Source organism: Desulfitobacterium elongatum (assembly GCF_055378975.1).
On the sequence record NZ_AP038772.1, the window covers coordinates 2,506,783 to 2,525,084 of the forward strand.

Below are 18,302 nucleotides of genomic sequence, written 5' to 3' on the forward strand. Positions count from 1 at the left end.
TTTTTGCTTAGAGACTTTCATCTCTTAGCGGATTGTTAGTTTAGCATTTTACAACCAAACTTTCAATCTTTAATTTTTGCCAGAGAAACCAGATATAAATGGTGGAGGTAAGCGGGATCGAACCGCTGACCCCCTGCTTGCAAGGCAGGTGCTCTCCCAGCTGAGCTATACCCCCACGTCAGGTCTCTCAAAACTAAACAACAAGTAGTTTGCACTCAAACAGCTCTTTACAGGTTTCCCTGTTTTGCCTCTTCGGCATTTCGAGTCTTTCGACTCATCACCTTTGAACTCTTAATGCTTTCGCATCAGTCTTTCAAAGGATCGACCATAGGATACGCTCACTACTAGAGTGAACCGTTCTCCTTAGAAAGGAGGTGATCCAGCCGCACCTTCCGATACGGCTACCTTGTTACGACTTCACCCCAATCATCGGCCCCACCTTCGACGGCTAGCTCCCTTTCGGGTTACCTCACCGGCTTCGGGTGTTGCAGACTTTCGTGGTGTGACGGGCGGTGTGTACAAGGCCCGGGAACGTATTCACCGCAGTATGCTGACCTGCGATTACTAGCGATTCCGACTTCATGTTCTCGAGTTGCAGAGAACAATCCGAACTGAGACCGGCTTTCTCGGATTCGCTCCACCTCACGGCTTCGCTTCCGTCTGTACCGGCCATTGTATTACGTGTGTAGCCCAAGACATAAGGGGCATGATGATTTGACGTCATCCCCACCTTCCTCCGGTTTGTCACCGGCAGTCTATCTAGAGTGCTCGACCTTACTCGTTAGCAACTAAATATAGGGGTTGCGCTCGTTGCGGGACTTAACCCAACATCTCACGACACGAGCTGACGACAACCATGCACCACCTGTCTCACAGCTCCCCGAAGGGCACTCTCAAGTTTCCTCGAGATTCTGTGGATGTCAAGCCTTGGTAAGGTTCTTCGCGTTGCGTCGAATTAAACCACATAATCCACCGCTTGTGCGGGCCCCCGTCAATTCCTTTGAGTTTCAACCTTGCGGCCGTACTCCCCAGGCGGAGTGCTTATTGTGTTAACTGCGGCACAGAAGGGGTCGATACCCTCTACACCTAGCACTCATCGTTTACGGCGTGGACTACCAGGGTATCTAATCCTGTTTGCTCCCCACGCTTTCGCGCCTCAGCGTCAGTTACAGTCCAGAAAGTCGCCTTCGCCACTGGTGTTCCTCCACATATCTACGCATTTCACCGCTACACGTGGAATTCCACTTTCCTCTCCTGTCCTCAAGATACCCAGTTTCCGATGCACTCCCAGGGTTGAGCCCTAGGTTTTCACACCAGACTTAAATATCCGCCTACGCGCCCTTTACGCCCAATGATTCCGGACAACGCTTGCCCCCTACGTATTACCGCGGCTGCTGGCACGTAGTTAGCCGGGGCTTCCTCCTCAGGTACCGTCATGTACAGGCATTATTCACACCCATACCGTTCGTCCCTGAAGACAGTACTTTACAACCCGAAGGCCTTCGTCGTACACGCGGCGTTGCTCCGTCAGACTTTCGTCCATTGCGGAAGATTCCCCACTGCTGCCTCCCGTAGGAGTCTGGGCCGTGTCTCAGTCCCAGTGTGGCCGTTCACCCTCTCAGGCCGGCTACTGATCGTCGCCTTGGTAGGCCTTTACCCCACCAACTAGCTAATCAGACGCGGGTCCATCCATTATCGGTAGCATGTTCAGAGGCCACCTCTCCTTAAAAGCTGATGCCAGCTCTTAAGCGTATCCGGTATTAGCCCTCGTTTCCAAGGGTTGTCCCGATTTAATGGGTAGGTTACCCACGCGTTACTCACCCGTCCGCCACTAAGAACTCTCTAAGCAAGCTTATTGAGTTCTCCGTTCGACTTGCATGTGTTAGGCACGCCGCCAGCGTTCGTCCTGAGCCAGGATCAAACTCTCCATAAAATTTATGAAGAAAATTTGATTGCTCAAATTATCTAAATCTTTAACTCTTGACGAGTCATTGGCTGTTCCTTGTTGTTTAGTTTTCAAAGACCATTTTACGGCTTTCACCGTGTGCCGCACTTAGTGGCGACATTTATAGATTCTAGCAGGTTGAATTCCTGATGTCAATAGTTTTTTTCACATGTGTTTTTCACATCGTAAGCGTAGAAAGAATTTAGATCCGTTATAGCTATTTCTGATCTTTTATACTATGGAAAAAGCCTAAAGAGGCTGCTACAACTTAGTAAATACTTGGAGTTGTTAGCGATAACTACCACCTGTTCTATGCTATAATATTTCAGTTACATATTTTGTCTCTTGCATTTTGTGATTCAAATCTAGGCTTATTCATGACTTCGGGGTGTATAACTTGAAAAAAACAGAAGCTCAGATTAACTTAAATTCGATAGCTATTTGGGATAAAAGGCCCACTCGATTACAGCTTTATACGTTATTAATGAGGTACGTCTATTTCTTTGTAGGCTTGTTTATCGCTTGTGTAGGGAATTATTTTCTCATAGCTGCACAGGGCCTAGGAGTCAGTCCTTGGGATGTACTTCATATAGGAATCTCTAGGTATTTTCCTTCTATAGAGCTAGGGACAATCGGTATTGTTATTGGTATCCTAGTTCTAATCCCAGCCTCTTTCATGGGCATCAAACCACGAATAGGAACTTTTATTAATATCTACTATTATGGTATAGTCCTTAACTTGTTGATTTCGAGTCATTTAATAGAAACACCTCAAAGTGTCACCTTAAGTCTTCTTTATCTTATTGTTGGAATTATCATTTCTGGCTTTGGAACAGCCCTATATTTACTTGGAAATCTTGGTGCCGGACCTCGAGATGGTTTGATGTTAGGTCTTAATCAGAAAACACGCTTTAGTATTGCTCAAGTAAGAACTGGGATTGAAGTATTCGTTGTTTTCCTTGGTTTTCTAATGGGCGGCCCCTTAGGGATCGGTACTTTGATCTTTTCAATATCGATTGGGCTTTTTGTGCAATGGGGTATGCAACTCTTGAATCGGCTAAAACTAACTGAAAAGATACAAAGTAATTGATGTTAGAGAGGCTACCCAGATGAACGGATCATTCATCTGGGTAGCCTCTTTCATTCGTATTCAGAGTACATCAGCCTCAAAAGGTTCACTTTTTACGGAGGGATTGCGTCGCCCCACAAACTTCGACCATTCTTTTTCCAAGTAGCTCGGCACGGGTGAGTGCAAAATCATCGCTCTGGGCGGGTCGTTGAGCGATCACTCCATGATGACCACAGTCCTTTTCAATAAATCCATCCCCTACGATAATCATACCATGAACCAACATGATATCATGCAGGGCTTTCATTGTCGCTTCCTGCCCACCGTATTTTGATCCTCCTACGGTAACACCTGCGGCAACTACATTATAAAGCCCTTTATCGCGTCTAAGCATCCGAGTTTTATCGAAGAAGGCTTTAAGTTGTGCGGATACAGTACCAAAATAGGTAGGACTTCCGAAAATAACCCCGTCAGCTCTTTTTAATAGCTCATAGGATTCAGCTAGTTCTGTTCCCTTATAACAAACGCCGGAACAGGGGTTACTACAGACTGTGCAGAAGGGATGCTTTGCCAATCTAACAAGTTCAGCTACTTGGAGAATTTGTGTCTCAGCACCAAGAACGCTTGCCGTCTCGAGAACCTTATTTAACAGAAACCGTGTATTTCCGTCTTTATTAGGACTACCGTTTAGGCCGAGGATTAACAACTCACTCACCTCATTTTTGATTTACAGACGTAGCTAAATATTAAGAGCAATCAAGGGATGATCTTACTCACCTTGCTCCCTAATTATAAGGAAAAATCTAAAATGAGTGACTAATATTCCTTAGAAATATTGTCCATTTCTTGTATGTTCACTAACTGAAGCTGATCCAGTGATGATCCTATATCTAACTTTCCATATTCAGAAAGTTTTAAGATTCGAGCGTTTTCCTGGGTAGCCATTCGATAGACAGCTGGCCATGGAATTCCCGCTTTGCTCATCCAAACTATTTCGTCATGGAATCCTTCTGCATGGGGGACTTGATAGGCGCCAGCATCTGTACCTACTCCTAGTCGAACCTTTAAACGATAGGCTTCGTAGATTCGTGCGAGATGTGTCTCGAGAATTCGCTTTAACGTATCCACTTCCTGGGTAGAGTAACGATCGGATGGATATTTTAAAATATTCCCAATGGGAGCGACAGTAGGAACCCAAGCCAGGTTTTTTGCTCTCATCTGCTCTAGATGTTGAGTCGTCATATAGTACCCATGCTCGATCGAATCGACTCCAGCTTCAATCGCCCTCGTAATCCCCTCTTCTCCACTCGCATGTGCCATAACAGAAATTCCTCGCCTATGAGCCGACTCAACCAACTCTTCAAGTTCTTCGGCAGTCCACTGAGTCGGCCCTACGACCCCATATTGATCGAAACTAATTATCCCCGTGACGATGATCTTGAGCTGATCAACCCCTTGAGCAAAAAAGTCAGTCTCTTTCTCATGCCAATCATGGATACCCTCAAATCCACGCCCCAGAAAGCGACCGTACATTCCCCTTCGAGCGATAGCTTCATGTACGGAGATAACTTTAGGGCCAAACCATACCTGCTCTTTAACCCTATTCTTCGCGAGCCAAGAGAAACCCGGTAAGTCACCGCCATCTCTAATGGCTACAATCCCCATCTCTAAATAACGGTGTAAAAATTCCTGTAGGTTTTCCTCGATTAATGAAGGTTCCTTCCAATTCTCTAGGCACTTGTAAAAATCGATACTGTCTAGAGCTAAATGTACATGAGCATCTAAAAATCCTGGCATGAGGATATAGGAATCCCAGGCGTAAACATTTTCAGGAAGAATATTCGAAGAGTTAATGGGTTGTAAGGAACTAACCTTGCCCTCTTTCCATTCTAAAAGTGCAGGGCCTAAGGCGTTTTCACGTTCGGGAGTCCAATATCCAGCAATAGCTGCCGAACCGTTTTCTGGGATTTGCAGAATTTTTCTACCTGCGCTGCATGATATGAACATCCTTACTCCTTCCACAAAATATGGGTAAGCGAAAACTATCTGGTTTTTCGTATATAAGTTGAAGTCCCTATCGCTATGAGGTGATTCTCTTCATCAAGGACTTCGACTGTACCCGTGAGAAGCTGCTTACCTTGCTTTATAAGTTTCGCATATGCGTACAGATCGGAATCAAAGACTGGATAAAGATAGTTCACTTTTAACTCCACTGTAACGGCCGATTGATCTGGCCCAATCGCTTCATTCACGACAACCCCCATTGCAGCGTCAATAGCCATCGCGATAATTCCGCCATGAACATTTCCATACACTTGCTTAAGATTATCTGTATTCTTTATTCTTACGCCTCTTTGATTTTGTTCGTTCTTCACAATCTCCATGCCGATGTATTTCCAGACATTACTCGATTCCAGCGTATTCAATTCAACCATGATCTCCTCCAAAGCAAAGTGACTTTTCACTTAATACACCCTGGTGTCTCATTAGAATTTTTGATCATCCACCTGGTTTAGCCATCCCTCTATAACTCCAATCACTGATTTTATACAGCCATCTTCAAAGGGAGAAATTAAATGAGCGTGTTTCACTAATTCGATAAAGGATAGGCTGCCTCCAACCTGACAAAGCCCTAAGTAGTCTTGCCATGCCCTCTCCTTTTCTTCCTGAGATCTTTTCCAAAATTGAAATGCACAGATCTGAGCCAAGGTATAGTCTATGTAATAAAAAGGATTCCCAAAAATATGCCCTTGCTGATGCCAAAAGCCCCCACGCTCTAGATATTCATTGTCTTCGTAATTTCGGTGGGGCAGATATTTCTTCTCGATGAGACGCCATGCACTCTTTCTTTCTGATGGTGTAGCTTCTGGATTTTCGTAAACAAAGTGCTGAAACTCATCGACGCTGACCCCATAGGGTATAAAGAGAAGTGCCTCGCTTAAGTGATTAAATCGATATTTATCAGCGTTCTCTTTGAAAAACAACTCCATCCAGGGCCAAGCAAAAAACTCCATACTCATCGAGTGAATCTCACAGGACTCATAGGTAGGCCATTGGTATTCTGGTAGCGTGTAGTTTCGGCTCGTGTAAACCTGAAAGGCGTGTCCCGCTTCGTGGGTTAGGACATCGACATCCCCCGAGGTTCCGTTGAAATTTGAAAAAATAAAGGGAGCTTGATACTTACTAATATACGTACAGTACCCTCCACCAGCCTTACCCTTCTTCGTGACCAAATCCATGAGTTCATTTTCTACCATGAAAGTAAAGAATTCATTGGTCTCTAGTGAGAGTTCTTGATACATGCGTTGTCCGTTTTCAAGAATCCACTCTGGATCTCCTTCGGGTTGCGCATTCCCTGTTAAGAAACTAAACTTCTCATCATAATACAGAAGTTCATCAAGCCTTAGACGTCGACGCTGACGTTCCCGCAATTTCGTGGCGACAGGTACAATTTGCTCTTCAACTTGTCTACGGAAATTAGCGACCATCTCAGAATTATAGTCTGAACGTAGCATCCGAGCATAGCCAAGCTCGACGTAGTTAGCGTACCCAAGTTTTTGAGCCATTCGTGTGCGGACTTTGACGAGGTTATCATAAATCTCATCAAGCTTCTCTTCCTGCTCAATAAAAAACGAATACTTCGCCTCACTTGCTTTTTTGCGCAACTTACGATCAGTCGATTGAAGAAATGGTCCTAAACCAGGTAGGTTACGCTCCTCTCCTTCAAAGAGAATTTTCGCTGAGGCGATGAGTTTGGTATACTCTGTCGTCAGCTTATTTTCTTGCTGCAAATCTTCGATAATCTCAGGCTTGAAGGTCTTAAGTGTCAATTCAGCAATTCGAAAAAGCTGCCGTCCCCACTTCCCTTCCAGCTCGTCACGAAACTTTGAACCAACAAGAGCTCGGTAGAAATCTGAAATCAGCCCTTGGTAAATCGGCATATTTTCGTCGAAATATTCTTGTTCCTTCTCATAATATGAATCAGTCGTATCAATGGTCTGACGAATCGAGACGATTTGATACATCGAATCAAATTCTCCACGCAAACGATTAATTTCAACAAAGCTTTCATCTAACTCACCAAAGTTTGATGCATGAGTGAATTTCTCTAACGAACTTAGAAATTCCAACTTGAATTCCTCGATATTTGGCCGGGTGTACGAATAGTCCTTAAATTTCATAAGCTTCCTTTCCTCCAAAAAGCATTGTAGTTAATCCTCAAACACACAGTATCTTATTCTTAATTCCTTATAGTATCTCCTTCATTTTAATTAATGAATTTAGAACGGTTCTTTATTTTTTAATTAAATTAACAGAACCTTAGTTTTCTGTAGGTTAATTAAGTCCAGCTGAAATTCAGATTCGGCCAAAAAAAGAGACAGGTCGCCCAGTCTCATAAATGATGCTATCAGAAAACAACTTTCAACCCTATAACTTGGCTTTGAGTATTTATCCTAGACTTTACTTTTTGGTGTAGCCCTCATGATCTCTATCAGCTTAACAATTCCCCAGCCTATTACGGCGTAGACAATCATCGCAACTAGGGTCGCAGGTTCTAATATTGCTTGAGTTTCAACCCCACGGGTCGATGCCGTCCGGAATATCCCCGTGAACGGACTAAGAAAGATGCCTGATATGGTGTAAATGCCAGAAACAAATGTACTCGCCGGGTTTGCACCGAGTAATTTAAAAACGAGACGAAAAGCCAATAACACCTCTACTACCCCTAAAATATAGTAGACGATTCGTTTTGAGGATTGATCCTCTACATGATTAGTCATAATGCTCACTCTCCATAACGTTCGATAGATGTAGTATAGTGTGAGTTAGGGCTTTTTTATTCAAGGCTATGAAAAAATGATACTCCCCGAGCTGGAGCATCCATTTGGCAAAGAGAATACCTCTACCTCCAAATATTCATGATATTCCTTTGGGGTCATACAGTTCAGGCGTTTTGATGGCGCTTATTATTGTAATATTCCATATAATTCTCAATGGCTATTTTTAGGCTTTATGGTATTCCCGTCTTATCTTTATCTCAGACCCATCCCGAAGATTTCTTTGTCACACTGAGGGCAATGACCTTCCTTAAGAAGGTTATGAACTCGATAATTATCCCTGATAATTACCTTTTTCCCACAGCGAGGACAAAAGGTAGTCTCTCCCCCGCTGACATTTCCCATATAGACATATTCGACTTCCGCTTTCGCAAGTTCCCAAAGGTGAAGTAAGCTTTCTCGTTCTGTGGGAGGAACTTTGAGTTTATAGGCAGGATAATAACGGCTCAAATGCCAAGCCAATGGTGTATTTAGCTTTCGCAACCAACGAGAAAGCTTATGAATTTCTTCTGGTCGGTCATTTGCTCCGGGTATAACGAGAGTAGTCACCTCTAAGTGTACACGGCCTGCAAGTCGCTCTACTGTGTCTAAAACCCAGGACAACCTACCCCCGCAAAATTTTTGATAAAACTCCTCAGAGTAGCCTTTGATGTCTATATTCACTGCATCTATAAACGGTATAAGTTCCTCCAAAAAACGAGGGGCAATCGTCCCATTACTTACTAAAACAACTTTTCCGCCGTTTTTCTGGACCAAAGGAGCAGTATCTCGAATCATTTCAAACCATGTCGAGGGCTCTGAATAGGTAAAGCATAGCCCAAGTGAATCCCTAGCCTGTTCGGCTAGACTGGCAGGTGTAAACTTTGTCCCTCTTTGATGAGATTGTGAAATCTCATAGTTCTGACAGAAGTTACAGGACAGATTACAACCATACCCAGCTACGGAGTAAATTTGACTTCCTGGAAAGAAGTGAAATAACGGTTTCTTTTCTATAGGATCGAGATGACATGCAGCAACTTCACCATAATTAAGGGGTTGGACTCCTTCTCCTTCATTACCACGTACATGACAACGACCCGTTTGACCTGGCCTAAGTTGGCAATGCTGAGGACAAAGAAGGCAACTTGCCGTCTTATCTGTTATTGACACTCCATCACCCCCTTACAACTTATTCTTTAATTAGTTTCAACCACCCGCAGAACGTAGGCTTGGCTCCCTATTAAGCTTGTGTTACTCGTGGCCTTTACTCAAAGTATCTTACTACCTCAAAACGCCAGAGCTCTACAGGTTCTTCTACACTAAGGCCCGACTTTTGTTTAGCAATGCTTACCTGTTCTTCTGCAGTATCAATTCCTTCTAGGTGAGGAAGTAACAACCCGGTTCTGCCGCGTCCTCGAACGACCACACCATAACGCCATGGATCAAGCTCTTCAATACTCTGAATTTTCTCCATTTCCCCGAGTACGTCTACAGATAGTGTGAGGGAAGGTAATTCGTCATCTTCAACGGGCCAGAATCTTGGGTCTTCAGTTCCTGCAGCGATGGCATTATGTTCTATTTCCTGGGCGAGACTTTCTCGCCGGGGTTCAGTCGTTCCGATACAACCACGCAATTCCCCATCTTTCTTTAGGGTTATAAAACAAGCACGACGAAGCTTGAATTCCGGTGCTGTAGGAGGTATTAGTCCTTGGATGCTTCCCATATTAAGATAGGTCTTCAGGCATTGTCTAGCCCAGTGAGCTAAGGGTGAGGAATGATATAGTTCAGCAACCAGATATCCAACACCAAAAGGGCCTTCGTATGAAAGAACCTTCGGCATCCCCTCCTGAACCGCCAAAGCAAGACGTAGACTACGCCAGCCGCATTCCCCAGCTTCTTCGGCAAGCTCCCAGGGAATACGCTGAATTTGCGAGGGATCCCTGGATAAGGCATGGACGATTTGTTGGTCGAATTCTGGTCCTGAGTGGTGAAGACCATAGGGGCCGTCTTTCTTCAAACGATGAGATAGGTCACCACTCGCAATTAGAGCGATCCGTTCTGAAAAGACTTTAAGAGTTCGGGAAATTTCTTGTCCGTAGCTCTCAGGATCTTCCATAGGCATGCTAAGAAGAAGAAGCTTTCCCTGCCAACCTGCCTCGTGTAAGAAATACAGCGGGACGAGAGCTCCGTGGTCAAGTTTTGCTGAACAGAGTATCCCTTCTGGTAGTTGTGCAGCAAAAGCCTCAGCTAGTTGCTTTTGACAAGGAAACGATAGCTTAACCTGTGGAGCCCCAAACTGAGAAAAATCACCGACAATGAATTCCTCATTGACGATTGTAACCCCTTCACGCAAAAGGGTAGCGTGGGGCGATATGAGGAGTACTGTATCGACTTGAGCTTCTACTAAATTCTTAGCAACTTCACGATAGGCAGCAAGGGTAGCGGAACACTTCGTTTCCTCTCCCCGACCGATCTCTGGCACAATGATTGGTGGGTGGGGGACGAATGCAGAATATACTAAGGGCATTGGAATTCACCTCATTATTCTTCTCTAACTTAAAACCAGAGTGAAAGATTTTCTTAATAGCTTTACACCTGAAAATGTTTCTATACAGAAAAGACCTCACATCCTTTAATTCATGATGTAAGGTCTACTTGCTATTGCTATCTTACTTTGATTAAGAGCCAAAAAGACTCAAGAAATCCTTTGGAATCTCGGTCTCAAAACGCACTTCTTCCCCGGTAATGGGATGACGGAAGGCAAGCACTCTAGCATGCAACCCCATGCGCCGAAGGGGATTCTTAGTCGAGCCATACTTCTTATCCCCGATGATACTGTGGCCGATGTCCTGCATATGGACACGTATTTGATTCTTACGTCCCGTTTCCAGGTTAACCTCCAGCATAGAAAAGTTCTTATTCTTCTTAAGAACGCGGTAATGCGTTATCGCCTTTTGTCCCCCATTTTCCTTCGGACTCGAATACATAGTAAAGGTTTTGTTCTCCTTCAACCAGGAAGTGATTGTCCCTTCAGGCGAATTGACCGGTCCTTCAGTAATGGCGATATAGCTTCGCTCCTCGACTGCTTCCTTCCAGTCCTTTTGCAAAAGTTCCTTGACGTTTTCACTTTTGGCAAAGAGCATTACACCCGATGTATCTCGATCAAGCCGGTGGACGACAAAGATTCGATTCTTTGGGTCGCGCTTCTTTATATGATCACTCAGAATACTATACGCAGTTTGCTCCTTTTCTTGAGCCGTTGCTATAGAAAGCAAGCCTGCTTCTTTGGCGATGACAATAAGGTAGGGGTCTTCAAAAAGGATTTCAAGCCTCTGGGGCTGACTTTCCTTTCTTACCTTATCCCATTGGACCGATACCTGTTGACCTATTTCTAGAGGGTAATTATATTGAGTTACAATATCTTGATCGACTAAGATCTGTCGATTGGCCAAAAGGGATTTGATATTATTGCGCCCTTGCCCTGGTAATTGGGCGATTAAGAACTTCATTAATTCTTCAGATTCTGTAACTTGAAAAGAAGACGGTTTATCTTTTCTTTTCTTGCTATCTAACTCACTACGTGGTGTTTGCATGATTCTTTCTCCTATCTTTGAATTACAAATTGCTACTGTATATAAATTTTTAATCATTCGTTGATGGGCGCTCTGATTTTAGTTTAACACAGGCTGCCTATTTGAGGCAAAAACACGTTATCTAGACGGTAGCTCATACCATTGTTGAGTTTTATATTTTTTTGTTGTTATCCCACTAGGCCTTTTTTCCTATTTTTTCTTTTTAACCCAAAATGTACGAGCTTTTATGGTATAATCGACATAAAACGGTAAAAGAGAGGATGGAACTGTGAAAAAGAACATTTTAACAGTAATTGCTTCTTTTGCTTTCTTAGTCAGCATGCCCTTAATCACACATGCTAGCCCCTTAGCTTACCCAATTGAGCGTCTATCCGGGCAAGACCGGGTCGAAACCGCTCTTAGTATATCGCAAAAAGGTTGGCCCTCTGCTCAAACGGTTATTCTCTGTGAGTACGCCGATTTCCCAGATTCAATCGCCTCAACCCCTTTCGCAGTGAGTCAAAATGCTCCTATCCTACTTACACAAGGAGATTCTATCGACCCGCGTGTCGTTAAAGAACTGGAACGTTTAAAGCCGCAGAAAGTGATACTACTTGGCGGCGAGGGTGTATTAAAACCTTCCATAGAAAGAGAACTTGAGCAGCTTAAATTCTCCCTTGAATGGGAGCGCATAGGCGGAGCAGATCGTTATGAAACCTCAATTCTTCTTTCGAAACGCATGAATAACGACTCCTTGATTCTTGCGAATGGAGATGATTTTCCTGATGCCTTATCCGCTGCAAGCTATGCTGGAATTAAGCAAATTCCCATCGTGCTAACCTCAAAGACACTTCCTGAAGCCGTTCTTAAGCATTTAGCGGAAGCCCGACCCAAACACCTCATCGTGATTGGTGGCGAAGGAGTTATCCCCTCTGATAGTCTCACAAACAATAACATTAATATTGAAACCCGGTTGGGAGGTCAGGACCGTTACGAAACCAATACCAAAGTCGTTTCTTTCGTAGACGATACATATGAAGCAGATGATCTTTTCTTAGCATCAGGAATTACCTTCCCCGACGCAGTAGCAGGAACCGTCTTAGCTGCAAAATATAAGGCCCCCCTGTTACTTACTGAAAAAGAAGATATTCCTCCCTCCGTCTATTCCCTGATGCGCGAACATATGAAAATCGAACCTCCAGCAAAGAACACCCCAAGCGGGCCTGTTATTATTGGAGCTAAAAAAGGTACAATCACCGCATCTGGAGGTCTAAATCTGAGAGATACTGCTTCACCCACAGGTAATAAACTCCTCACTATTCCAGAGGGAACGTCGGTTGACCTGCTCGATCAACAAGGACAATGGTACAAGACGACATATCATGCAACTACCGGCTGGATATCAGCGGACTATGTAACTGTCACACACGAACCTCAAAAAGGTATTATTACAGCATCCGGTGGGTTAAATCTAAGGGAAACCCCCTCATCCACTGGAAAAGTGTTCCTGACAATTCCAGCAGGAACTACCATTGAACTCGTCGAGCAACAAGATAAATGGTATAGAACAACTTATCAATCGATAACAGGCTGGGTTTCAGCTGACTATGTTAACACTGTTTCATCTTCAACAAGTCATATCAGCGCTTCAACGACCGTCGATTTACGCGTAAATGGCACCGTTTATATTTTAGGTGGATCTGGAGTCATTAGTCCGAATACCCAAAGCATTATAGAGGGAAAATCCACGTCTAAGTATCAAGAGAATCTTCGGGACTTCCCACCTCTTCCTTCAGAAATAAAAAAACCAACGACTCCTTCAAGGGGTGATACCCCTCCTACTGAACCTAATACTCCTCCAGTTACAACCTACGATCCATCCAAAGAAGTTCTCATCGATCCTTTTCAAGGCATCCCTGTCAACTCCTTATCCGGCAAAACGATAATGCTTGACCCTGGACATGGAGGACCGGATGTTGGGGCAGTCGGCCCAACCCATACTTACGAAAAAAACAATACCCTTGCCATTGCGCTTGAGTTAAGTGATATCTTGAAAAAAGCTGGAGCTAAGGTGGTTTTTACTCGGAATAACGATAGTTCTCCCGCAGCGAATTACTCTGAGATAGAGGACTTAAAAGCTCGAGTAGAGCTAGCCAATAAAAGCAAAGCAGACTTATTCATCAGCATCCATAATGATTCCTTTACGAACCCAGAAACACAAGGAACTTCAGTTTATTATTCTGAAGCGAACCCCAAACAACTAGAAGCTGCACATCTGGCAAGTAATATTCGAACTGCAGTGATTGATACCATACAAACCAAAGACCGTGGACTTAAAGAAGCAGGATTTTATGTCTTGCGTTACACAGATATGCCTGCTATCTTACTTGAAACTGCCTTCATATCGAACCCCTACGAGGAAGCAAGACTACAAAACCCCACCTTCCAGAAAAATGTTGCTGGGGCCATTTTCCATGGCATCTATAATTACTATAAGACTCCCCTACCGAAGGATTAAAACGTTCATCTTCCTATTAGTTGTCATGCTTTAATAGATTGAGAGGCCACCTCACTACGCATCAGTAGTGAGACGGCCTCTTTCTTTTTTACTTTTCCAGTCATTAATCAAATTATAAAACAACATTAGAAAACATAATCAAGAAAAACTTTCAAAATAGCACCTAAGTCAATGTCGAAAGTTTGTGTATTTTCAGTCAATTCATCCAAATAACGAGAAACTATTTCATTGACGTAGTATAACGCGAAGTTGATAATGGAATTGCGAAAGTGCACACAATAATATAAATTTTTTTGTGGGTACTTGTCTGACCACCATTCCACGTCTGTCCTATTCAGCCTCGAAAACCAACAATCAATCAAGAAGCAAAAAATTTGATGGAAGGAGGTTGCAAAAGGTTGAATGGGCATCCCATTTGAGTAATTTGTCTCAAAACAAAAAATGGAGGTGGAACCCTGTATGCAATGGACACAAAACTATAGTGCTCTCGGTGATAATCTTTTCCTGACTGCTTTAGTTGTTGCTATTCCAATCTTCTTCCTCTTCTGGGCTCTAGCAATCAAAAAAATGAAAGGCCATATTGCTGGCGTCTTGACGCTCTTATTAGCTTTTATTGATGTAGTACTTGTTTATGGCTTGCCTGTTAGTGTCGCATTTTCTGCTACGATTCTGGGTATTATGAATGGCCTTTTCCCCATCGGATGGATTATTATTACAGCTGTTTTCTTTTATAACTTGACTGTTGAAGCGGGTTCCTTTGAAGTCATCAAGGGTTCAATTGCTACACTCTCAAGCGATCGTAGACTTCAAGCCTTACTTATTGCCTTTTCTTTCTCAGCCTTTATGGAAGGCGCTGCAGGTCAAGGTGCACCTGTTGCCATCGCTGCTGCGATGTTAATTGGTTTAGGCTTTCCGGCAGTCCCTGCGGCTGTTATCTGTCTCGTGGCGAACGTTCCTCCCGTTCCATTTGGTCCAGTAGGAACACCGACAATAACCATGGGTAAGGTTACTGCCATGAATGATGCCGTTCTTGCTCACGGCTTAGCCATTAATATGTCATTATTTGCAATTATTATCCCTATCGCAATGCTCCTAGTACTCTGTGGTTGGAAGGCCACAAAGGAAGTAATACCTGCTGCACTTGTTACTGGTATTAGCTTTGCAATCCCCTTCTTCCTCCTTGCTAAGTACAATGGACCAATGCTGCCGAGTGTTGTCGGTTCTGTTGTTTCTATTCTGTGTACCGCAGTCTTCATCAAATTTTGGAGTCCCAAGACTGTATGGCGCTTTCCAAATGATCCAGAGGTAAATAGTTCTACTCAGAAAACCTACACCGGTGGACAAATCTTTAAAGCTTGGTCTCCCTTCCTTGTTCTCATGGTCTTCATGGGAATTTGGGGCACACCTGCTTTCAAAACTTGGGTTGCGAACGACCTTCAATGGTTTATTAACATTCCGAAGTGGCCTGGTCTTCATGGCTACGTCATGCAAGCGGCTCCAATCGTAACAAAACCAGCGGTCTATGCTGCAAGCTACAAATGGGATATCTTTGGCTATGCAGGTACCGCCATGCTCATCTCCGCAGTCATTACCCTGTTTATCCTACGTATCAGCCCATCTACGGCTGTGAAAGTCTTTGTTCGTACAATGAAGCAACTGGCCTATTCACTCATAACAGTCATGTCTGTCTTGGGCCTAGCTTGGCTAGCAAACTACTCCGGTATGTCCTTCACCCTTGGTTTAGCATTTGCTTCTACTGGCGTAATCTTCCCCTTCTTCTCTCCTGTCCTCGGTTGGCTTGGTGTATTCCTCACAGGTTCAGTTACTTCTTCAGGTGCCTTGTTCGGAATGCTGCAGAAGGTTACAGCTACTCAGCTGGGCATGAATCCTGTTCTCACAGTTACCGCCAACTTGCTTGGAGGCTCGATGGGTAAATTGATTTCCCCTCAATCCATTGCGATTGCTTGTGCCGCGACAGGTTTGATTGGTAAGGAAAATGAAATTTTCCGTAAGACCGCTAAGTACTCTGTTTATTTGCTCCTCATTGTTATGGTTATCATTTTCTTAGAGGCATATCTTGCACCTGGGCTCATGCCGACAATCGCAACGACCAAGTAACCTAAAGACCCTACAATTCATAAAACGAGATGTGCCCTCCTAGGTTAGTTTATCTAACTTTGGGAGGGCACATCTCGTTTAGTAACAGGCACTGTTGGAGTTTTATGTCCAATGGTGTTTTTTGCATATCAAGGACTATCGACAAAAATCTAGTTGATTTTTGTCGATAGTCACGTTATCCTATTTATTATAACATTTTACATTGGCACTCCTGAAAGACTTTGGGAGTGTTTTTATACTATGAAGGGAGCACTTATATCATGGAACTCTTAAAAACCAAAATTCGCACCGAGGGGAAAATTACAGATAATCGGATCATCCAAGTCGATAACTTCCTAAATCATCAATTAGATATCACCTTGTTTAATGAAATAGGCAAGGAATTTAAGCGCAGGTTTTCTGGTAAAGAAGTAACAAAAATATTAACCATCGAAACGTCTGGCATTGGCATTGCGTGCATAGTTGCTCAATACTTTAACAATATTCCTGTCGTATTTGCGAAGAAACACGCTGGTATCAACATGAACCTCGATGTTTATGAGGCCAAAGTCTATTCTTATACAAAAGATCAAGAATATACGATTAAAGTGTCAAAAGACTTCTTACATCCGGAGGACAAAGTATTAATTATCGACGATTTCCTCGCGAGTGGTTGTGCACTAATGGGACTCATAAGTTTATTAACTCAAAGTGGTTCGGAGATTGCTGGAGTGGGTATTGTCATAGAAAAAGGATTTCAAGGTGGCAGAAAACTTATTGAAGAAAAAGGTATGCAGTTAGAATCTTTAGCTATCATCGACTCAATAAAGGATGGTCAAGTTATTTTTAAATAAAATCAGATTACAATAATGAAGAACAAAGCCAAGATGCACCCTTGGCTTTGTTCATTTATTGTAGATTAGTTTTTTTCCTAAACGTACGGATGAAGAAAAGTCTATAGTCCCTTTACCTTATGAACTTGATCTACTAAGGTTGCAGAAGACGAGAAAATAGGGTGAGTCAATGACCCTATTTACCAAGGGACTTCCAATGTAAATATGCCTCACTTAATTCCTGAAGTCCACTTGATTTATCCTGAGCTTGAATAGCCCCCCTAAGTCTTGCTATATTTATCGTGAAATCATCAATTTCATTGCGTTCAGAACTAAATTGTACTCTTTTGACGACCTTTTCCCAAGCTCTACTTAGTTGATCAGTGTCTTTATTTGAAGCTTCCCAGTTCTCATTATTAACATCCTGGATAAGGGTTTCTATTGTAAGTGGAATATTGTCATCATCTCCGAAAGGATGTTTTAAGAAGCCACTACTTATCATGACCAAGACGAAAAATATGAGTGTGACGATGGGAATAGTTATCACTAAAAATCTTCTCATTCAATCAGTTCTCCTTAGTAGGGTCCTTTGTAATCCCCTATATCTGTAATTTTCTTTAGATGATCCTCATACTTGTCCACATATAAACTTCCAGCCGGATCGAGCGTTACTAAAAAGACTTCTGATACATCCTTGATACCCTTCTTTTTGAGTTCTTTAAACAACCAATTTCTGTCTTTATTAAGCTGGCTTAAATTTTCATCGATAATAATTCCATCATAAACAAGTTCTGTACTTATCCCTGACGGGGAAACTTGTATATTCATGTCCATAGGAGTTAGGGGCAGATGTTCAGGCTTTAATAATACTGAAATTTGTCCATTGGGTTCTAAAATAGCAAAGTCAACTTGGTTCAAGTCAAATACTCCTTTGTTTCTAAGGAGCTCTAATATCTGGGAAACCCTATATTGCATTTTTTTAAGAGCCTTCTCCATAATCTTGCCATTCATAATAACAATCGTCGGCTCCCCTTCCAAATACTTAGCAGCATATCGCCATTTTGTTGAGATCATTTCCATCAAGTATCCCAGCGCAACCCAGGTAAAAAGCCCTACCCAGTGGGGCCACGCTCTGCTGGATAAATCCGTCGTCAAAGTAGCCGCTATAGAACCAATCGTAATTCCAAGCACATAGTCAAAGAAGCTAAGCTGACTTATCTGTGATTTCCCGATAATTCTTGCAAAAATAAGGAGAGAATAGAAGCCTATAAAGGCTCTCACAACTACGACTAACCCCTCATTCATATTCCATACCACTACACCTTCCATAATTTCTATGCTAAGTGGTATTATCTAACATTAATAACTCTTTATACTACCATGAGAAAAAATTCAGGGGGACGGTTCTTGCGCTTCCAAGCAGGAAGCATTCGAACCGTCCCCCTGATTCT

14 protein-coding genes, 1 tRNA gene and 1 rRNA gene are annotated in these 18,302 nt (G+C 43.1%); 4 read left to right on the plus strand and 12 right to left on the minus strand.

Features of this window, described 5'->3' with window-relative positions; genetic code table 11:
- Positions 1 to 99: 99 nt before the first annotated feature.
- Both ACZ42W_RS11725 and ACZ42W_RS11730 read right to left on the minus strand, forming a co-directional pair.
- Positions 100 to 175: transfer RNA gene (locus tag ACZ42W_RS11725), tRNA-Ala, on the minus strand.
- Between the two features lie 192 nt (positions 176 to 367).
- Positions 368 to 1,933 (minus strand): 16S ribosomal RNA (locus ACZ42W_RS11730).
- Between the two features lie 409 nt (positions 1,934 to 2,342).
- On the opposite strand from ACZ42W_RS11730, the gene ACZ42W_RS11735 reads away from it, so the two are divergent.
- Positions 2,343 to 3,035, plus strand: a complete 693-nt coding sequence (locus ACZ42W_RS11735) for a YczE/YyaS/YitT family protein (RefSeq protein ID WP_464165539.1) — start codon at positions 2,343 to 2,345, stop codon at positions 3,033 to 3,035.
- 85 nt (positions 3,036 to 3,120) lie between these two features.
- Here the strand turns inward: ACZ42W_RS11735 and ACZ42W_RS11740 are convergent, their stop codons facing one another.
- The 8 genes from ACZ42W_RS11740 to ACZ42W_RS11775 all read right to left on the minus strand — a co-directional run bounded on the left by ACZ42W_RS11740 (position 3,121) and on the right by ACZ42W_RS11775 (position 11,424).
- Positions 3,121 to 3,720, minus strand: coding sequence for a flavodoxin family protein (locus ACZ42W_RS11740; RefSeq protein WP_464165540.1), 600 nt, complete (start codon positions 3,718 to 3,720; stop codon positions 3,121 to 3,123).
- 110 nt (positions 3,721 to 3,830) lie between these two features.
- Positions 3,831 to 5,021 carry an amidohydrolase family protein gene (locus ACZ42W_RS11745; RefSeq protein WP_464165541.1) on the minus strand — a complete coding sequence of 397 codons (1,191 nt, stop codon included), beginning with the start codon at positions 5,019 to 5,021 and terminating at the stop codon, positions 3,831 to 3,833.
- Positions 5,022 to 5,056: 35 nt separating this feature from the next.
- Entirely contained in the window at positions 5,057 to 5,449 is a 393-nt protein-coding gene (locus ACZ42W_RS11750; protein ID WP_464165542.1) for a PaaI family thioesterase, read from the minus strand.
- Positions 5,450 to 5,500: 51 nt separating this feature from the next.
- The gene (locus tag ACZ42W_RS11755; RefSeq protein WP_464165543.1) at positions 5,501 to 7,195 is read right to left on the minus strand and encodes a M3 family oligoendopeptidase; all 1,695 of its coding nucleotides are present in this window, start codon (positions 7,193 to 7,195) and stop codon (positions 5,501 to 5,503) included.
- 273 nt (positions 7,196 to 7,468) lie between these two features.
- A complete protein-coding gene (locus tag ACZ42W_RS11760) occupies positions 7,469 to 7,795 on the minus strand; it encodes a YggT family protein (RefSeq protein WP_464165544.1) in 327 nt (108 codons plus the stop codon).
- Between the two features lie 252 nt (positions 7,796 to 8,047).
- Entirely contained in the window at positions 8,048 to 8,995 is a 948-nt protein-coding gene (gene amrS, locus ACZ42W_RS11765) for an AmmeMemoRadiSam system radical SAM enzyme (protein ID WP_464170980.1), read from the minus strand.
- Between the two features lie 100 nt (positions 8,996 to 9,095).
- The gene (gene amrA / locus ACZ42W_RS11770; protein ID WP_464165545.1) at positions 9,096 to 10,358 is read right to left on the minus strand and encodes an AmmeMemoRadiSam system protein A; all 1,263 of its coding nucleotides are present in this window, start codon (positions 10,356 to 10,358) and stop codon (positions 9,096 to 9,098) included.
- 151 nt (positions 10,359 to 10,509) lie between these two features.
- Positions 10,510 to 11,424 (minus strand): RluA family pseudouridine synthase, encoded by a 915-nt coding sequence (locus tag ACZ42W_RS11775; protein ID WP_464165546.1) that lies wholly within the window; start codon positions 11,422 to 11,424, stop codon positions 10,510 to 10,512.
- Positions 11,425 to 11,692: 268 nt separating this feature from the next.
- Here ACZ42W_RS11775 and ACZ42W_RS11780 point away from each other — a divergent pair, with 268 nt between their 5' ends.
- The 3 genes from ACZ42W_RS11780 to ACZ42W_RS11790 all read left to right on the plus strand — a co-directional run bounded on the left by ACZ42W_RS11780 (position 11,693) and on the right by ACZ42W_RS11790 (position 16,872).
- Positions 11,693 to 13,921 (plus strand): cell wall-binding repeat-containing protein, encoded by a 2,229-nt coding sequence (locus ACZ42W_RS11780; protein WP_464165547.1) that lies wholly within the window; start codon positions 11,693 to 11,695, stop codon positions 13,919 to 13,921.
- A gap of 459 nt (positions 13,922 to 14,380) precedes the next feature.
- The gene (locus ACZ42W_RS11785) at positions 14,381 to 16,039 is read left to right on the plus strand and encodes an L-lactate permease (protein ID WP_464165548.1); all 1,659 of its coding nucleotides are present in this window, start codon (positions 14,381 to 14,383) and stop codon (positions 16,037 to 16,039) included.
- A 260-nt stretch (positions 16,040 to 16,299) separates the two neighbouring features.
- A complete protein-coding gene (locus tag ACZ42W_RS11790; protein ID WP_464165549.1) occupies positions 16,300 to 16,872 on the plus strand; it encodes a xanthine phosphoribosyltransferase in 573 nt (190 codons plus the stop codon).
- Between the two features lie 175 nt (positions 16,873 to 17,047).
- Here ACZ42W_RS11790 and ACZ42W_RS11795 read toward each other — a convergent pair whose 3' ends face one another.
- Together ACZ42W_RS11795 and ACZ42W_RS11800 are read right to left on the minus strand one after the other, a co-directional pair.
- Positions 17,048 to 17,413, minus strand: a complete 366-nt coding sequence (locus ACZ42W_RS11795; RefSeq protein ID WP_464165550.1) for a DUF4363 family protein — start codon at positions 17,411 to 17,413, stop codon at positions 17,048 to 17,050.
- A 14-nt stretch (positions 17,414 to 17,427) separates the two neighbouring features.
- Complete coding sequence (locus ACZ42W_RS11800; protein ID WP_464165551.1) at positions 17,428 to 18,156, minus strand: DUF421 domain-containing protein; 729 nt, start codon at positions 18,154 to 18,156, stop codon at positions 17,428 to 17,430.
- Positions 18,157 to 18,302: the final 146 nt, after the last annotated feature.

What these genes read in the sequence shown, in the direction of transcription:
- ACZ42W_RS11790 (WP_464165549.1), top strand. Translation starts at nt 16,300, where the DNA reads ATGGAACTCTTAAAAACCAAAATTCGCACCGAGGGGAAAATTACAGAT.
- amrA (WP_464165545.1), bottom strand. Translation starts at nt 10,358, where the DNA reads ATGCCCTTAGTATATTCTGCATTCGTCCCCCACCCACCAATCATTGTG.
- ACZ42W_RS11775 (WP_464165546.1), bottom strand. Translation starts at nt 11,424, where the DNA reads ATGCAAACACCACGTAGTGAGTTAGATAGCAAGAAAAGAAAAGATAAA.
- ACZ42W_RS11800 (WP_464165551.1), bottom strand. Translation starts at nt 18,156, where the DNA reads ATGAATGAGGGGTTAGTCGTAGTTGTGAGAGCCTTTATAGGCTTCTAT.
- ACZ42W_RS11785 (WP_464165548.1), top strand. Translation starts at nt 14,381, where the DNA reads ATGCAATGGACACAAAACTATAGTGCTCTCGGTGATAATCTTTTCCTG.
- ACZ42W_RS11755 (WP_464165543.1), bottom strand. Translation starts at nt 7,195, where the DNA reads ATGAAATTTAAGGACTATTCGTACACCCGGCCAAATATCGAGGAATTC.
- ACZ42W_RS11750 (WP_464165542.1), bottom strand. Translation starts at nt 5,449, where the DNA reads ATGGTTGAATTGAATACGCTGGAATCGAGTAATGTCTGGAAATACATC.
- ACZ42W_RS11760 (WP_464165544.1), bottom strand. Translation starts at nt 7,795, where the DNA reads ATGACTAATCATGTAGAGGATCAATCCTCAAAACGAATCGTCTACTAT.
- ACZ42W_RS11795 (WP_464165550.1), bottom strand. Translation starts at nt 17,413, where the DNA reads ATGAGAAGATTTTTAGTGATAACTATTCCCATCGTCACACTCATATTT.
- ACZ42W_RS11745 (WP_464165541.1), bottom strand. Translation starts at nt 5,021, where the DNA reads ATGTTCATATCATGCAGCGCAGGTAGAAAAATTCTGCAAATCCCAGAA.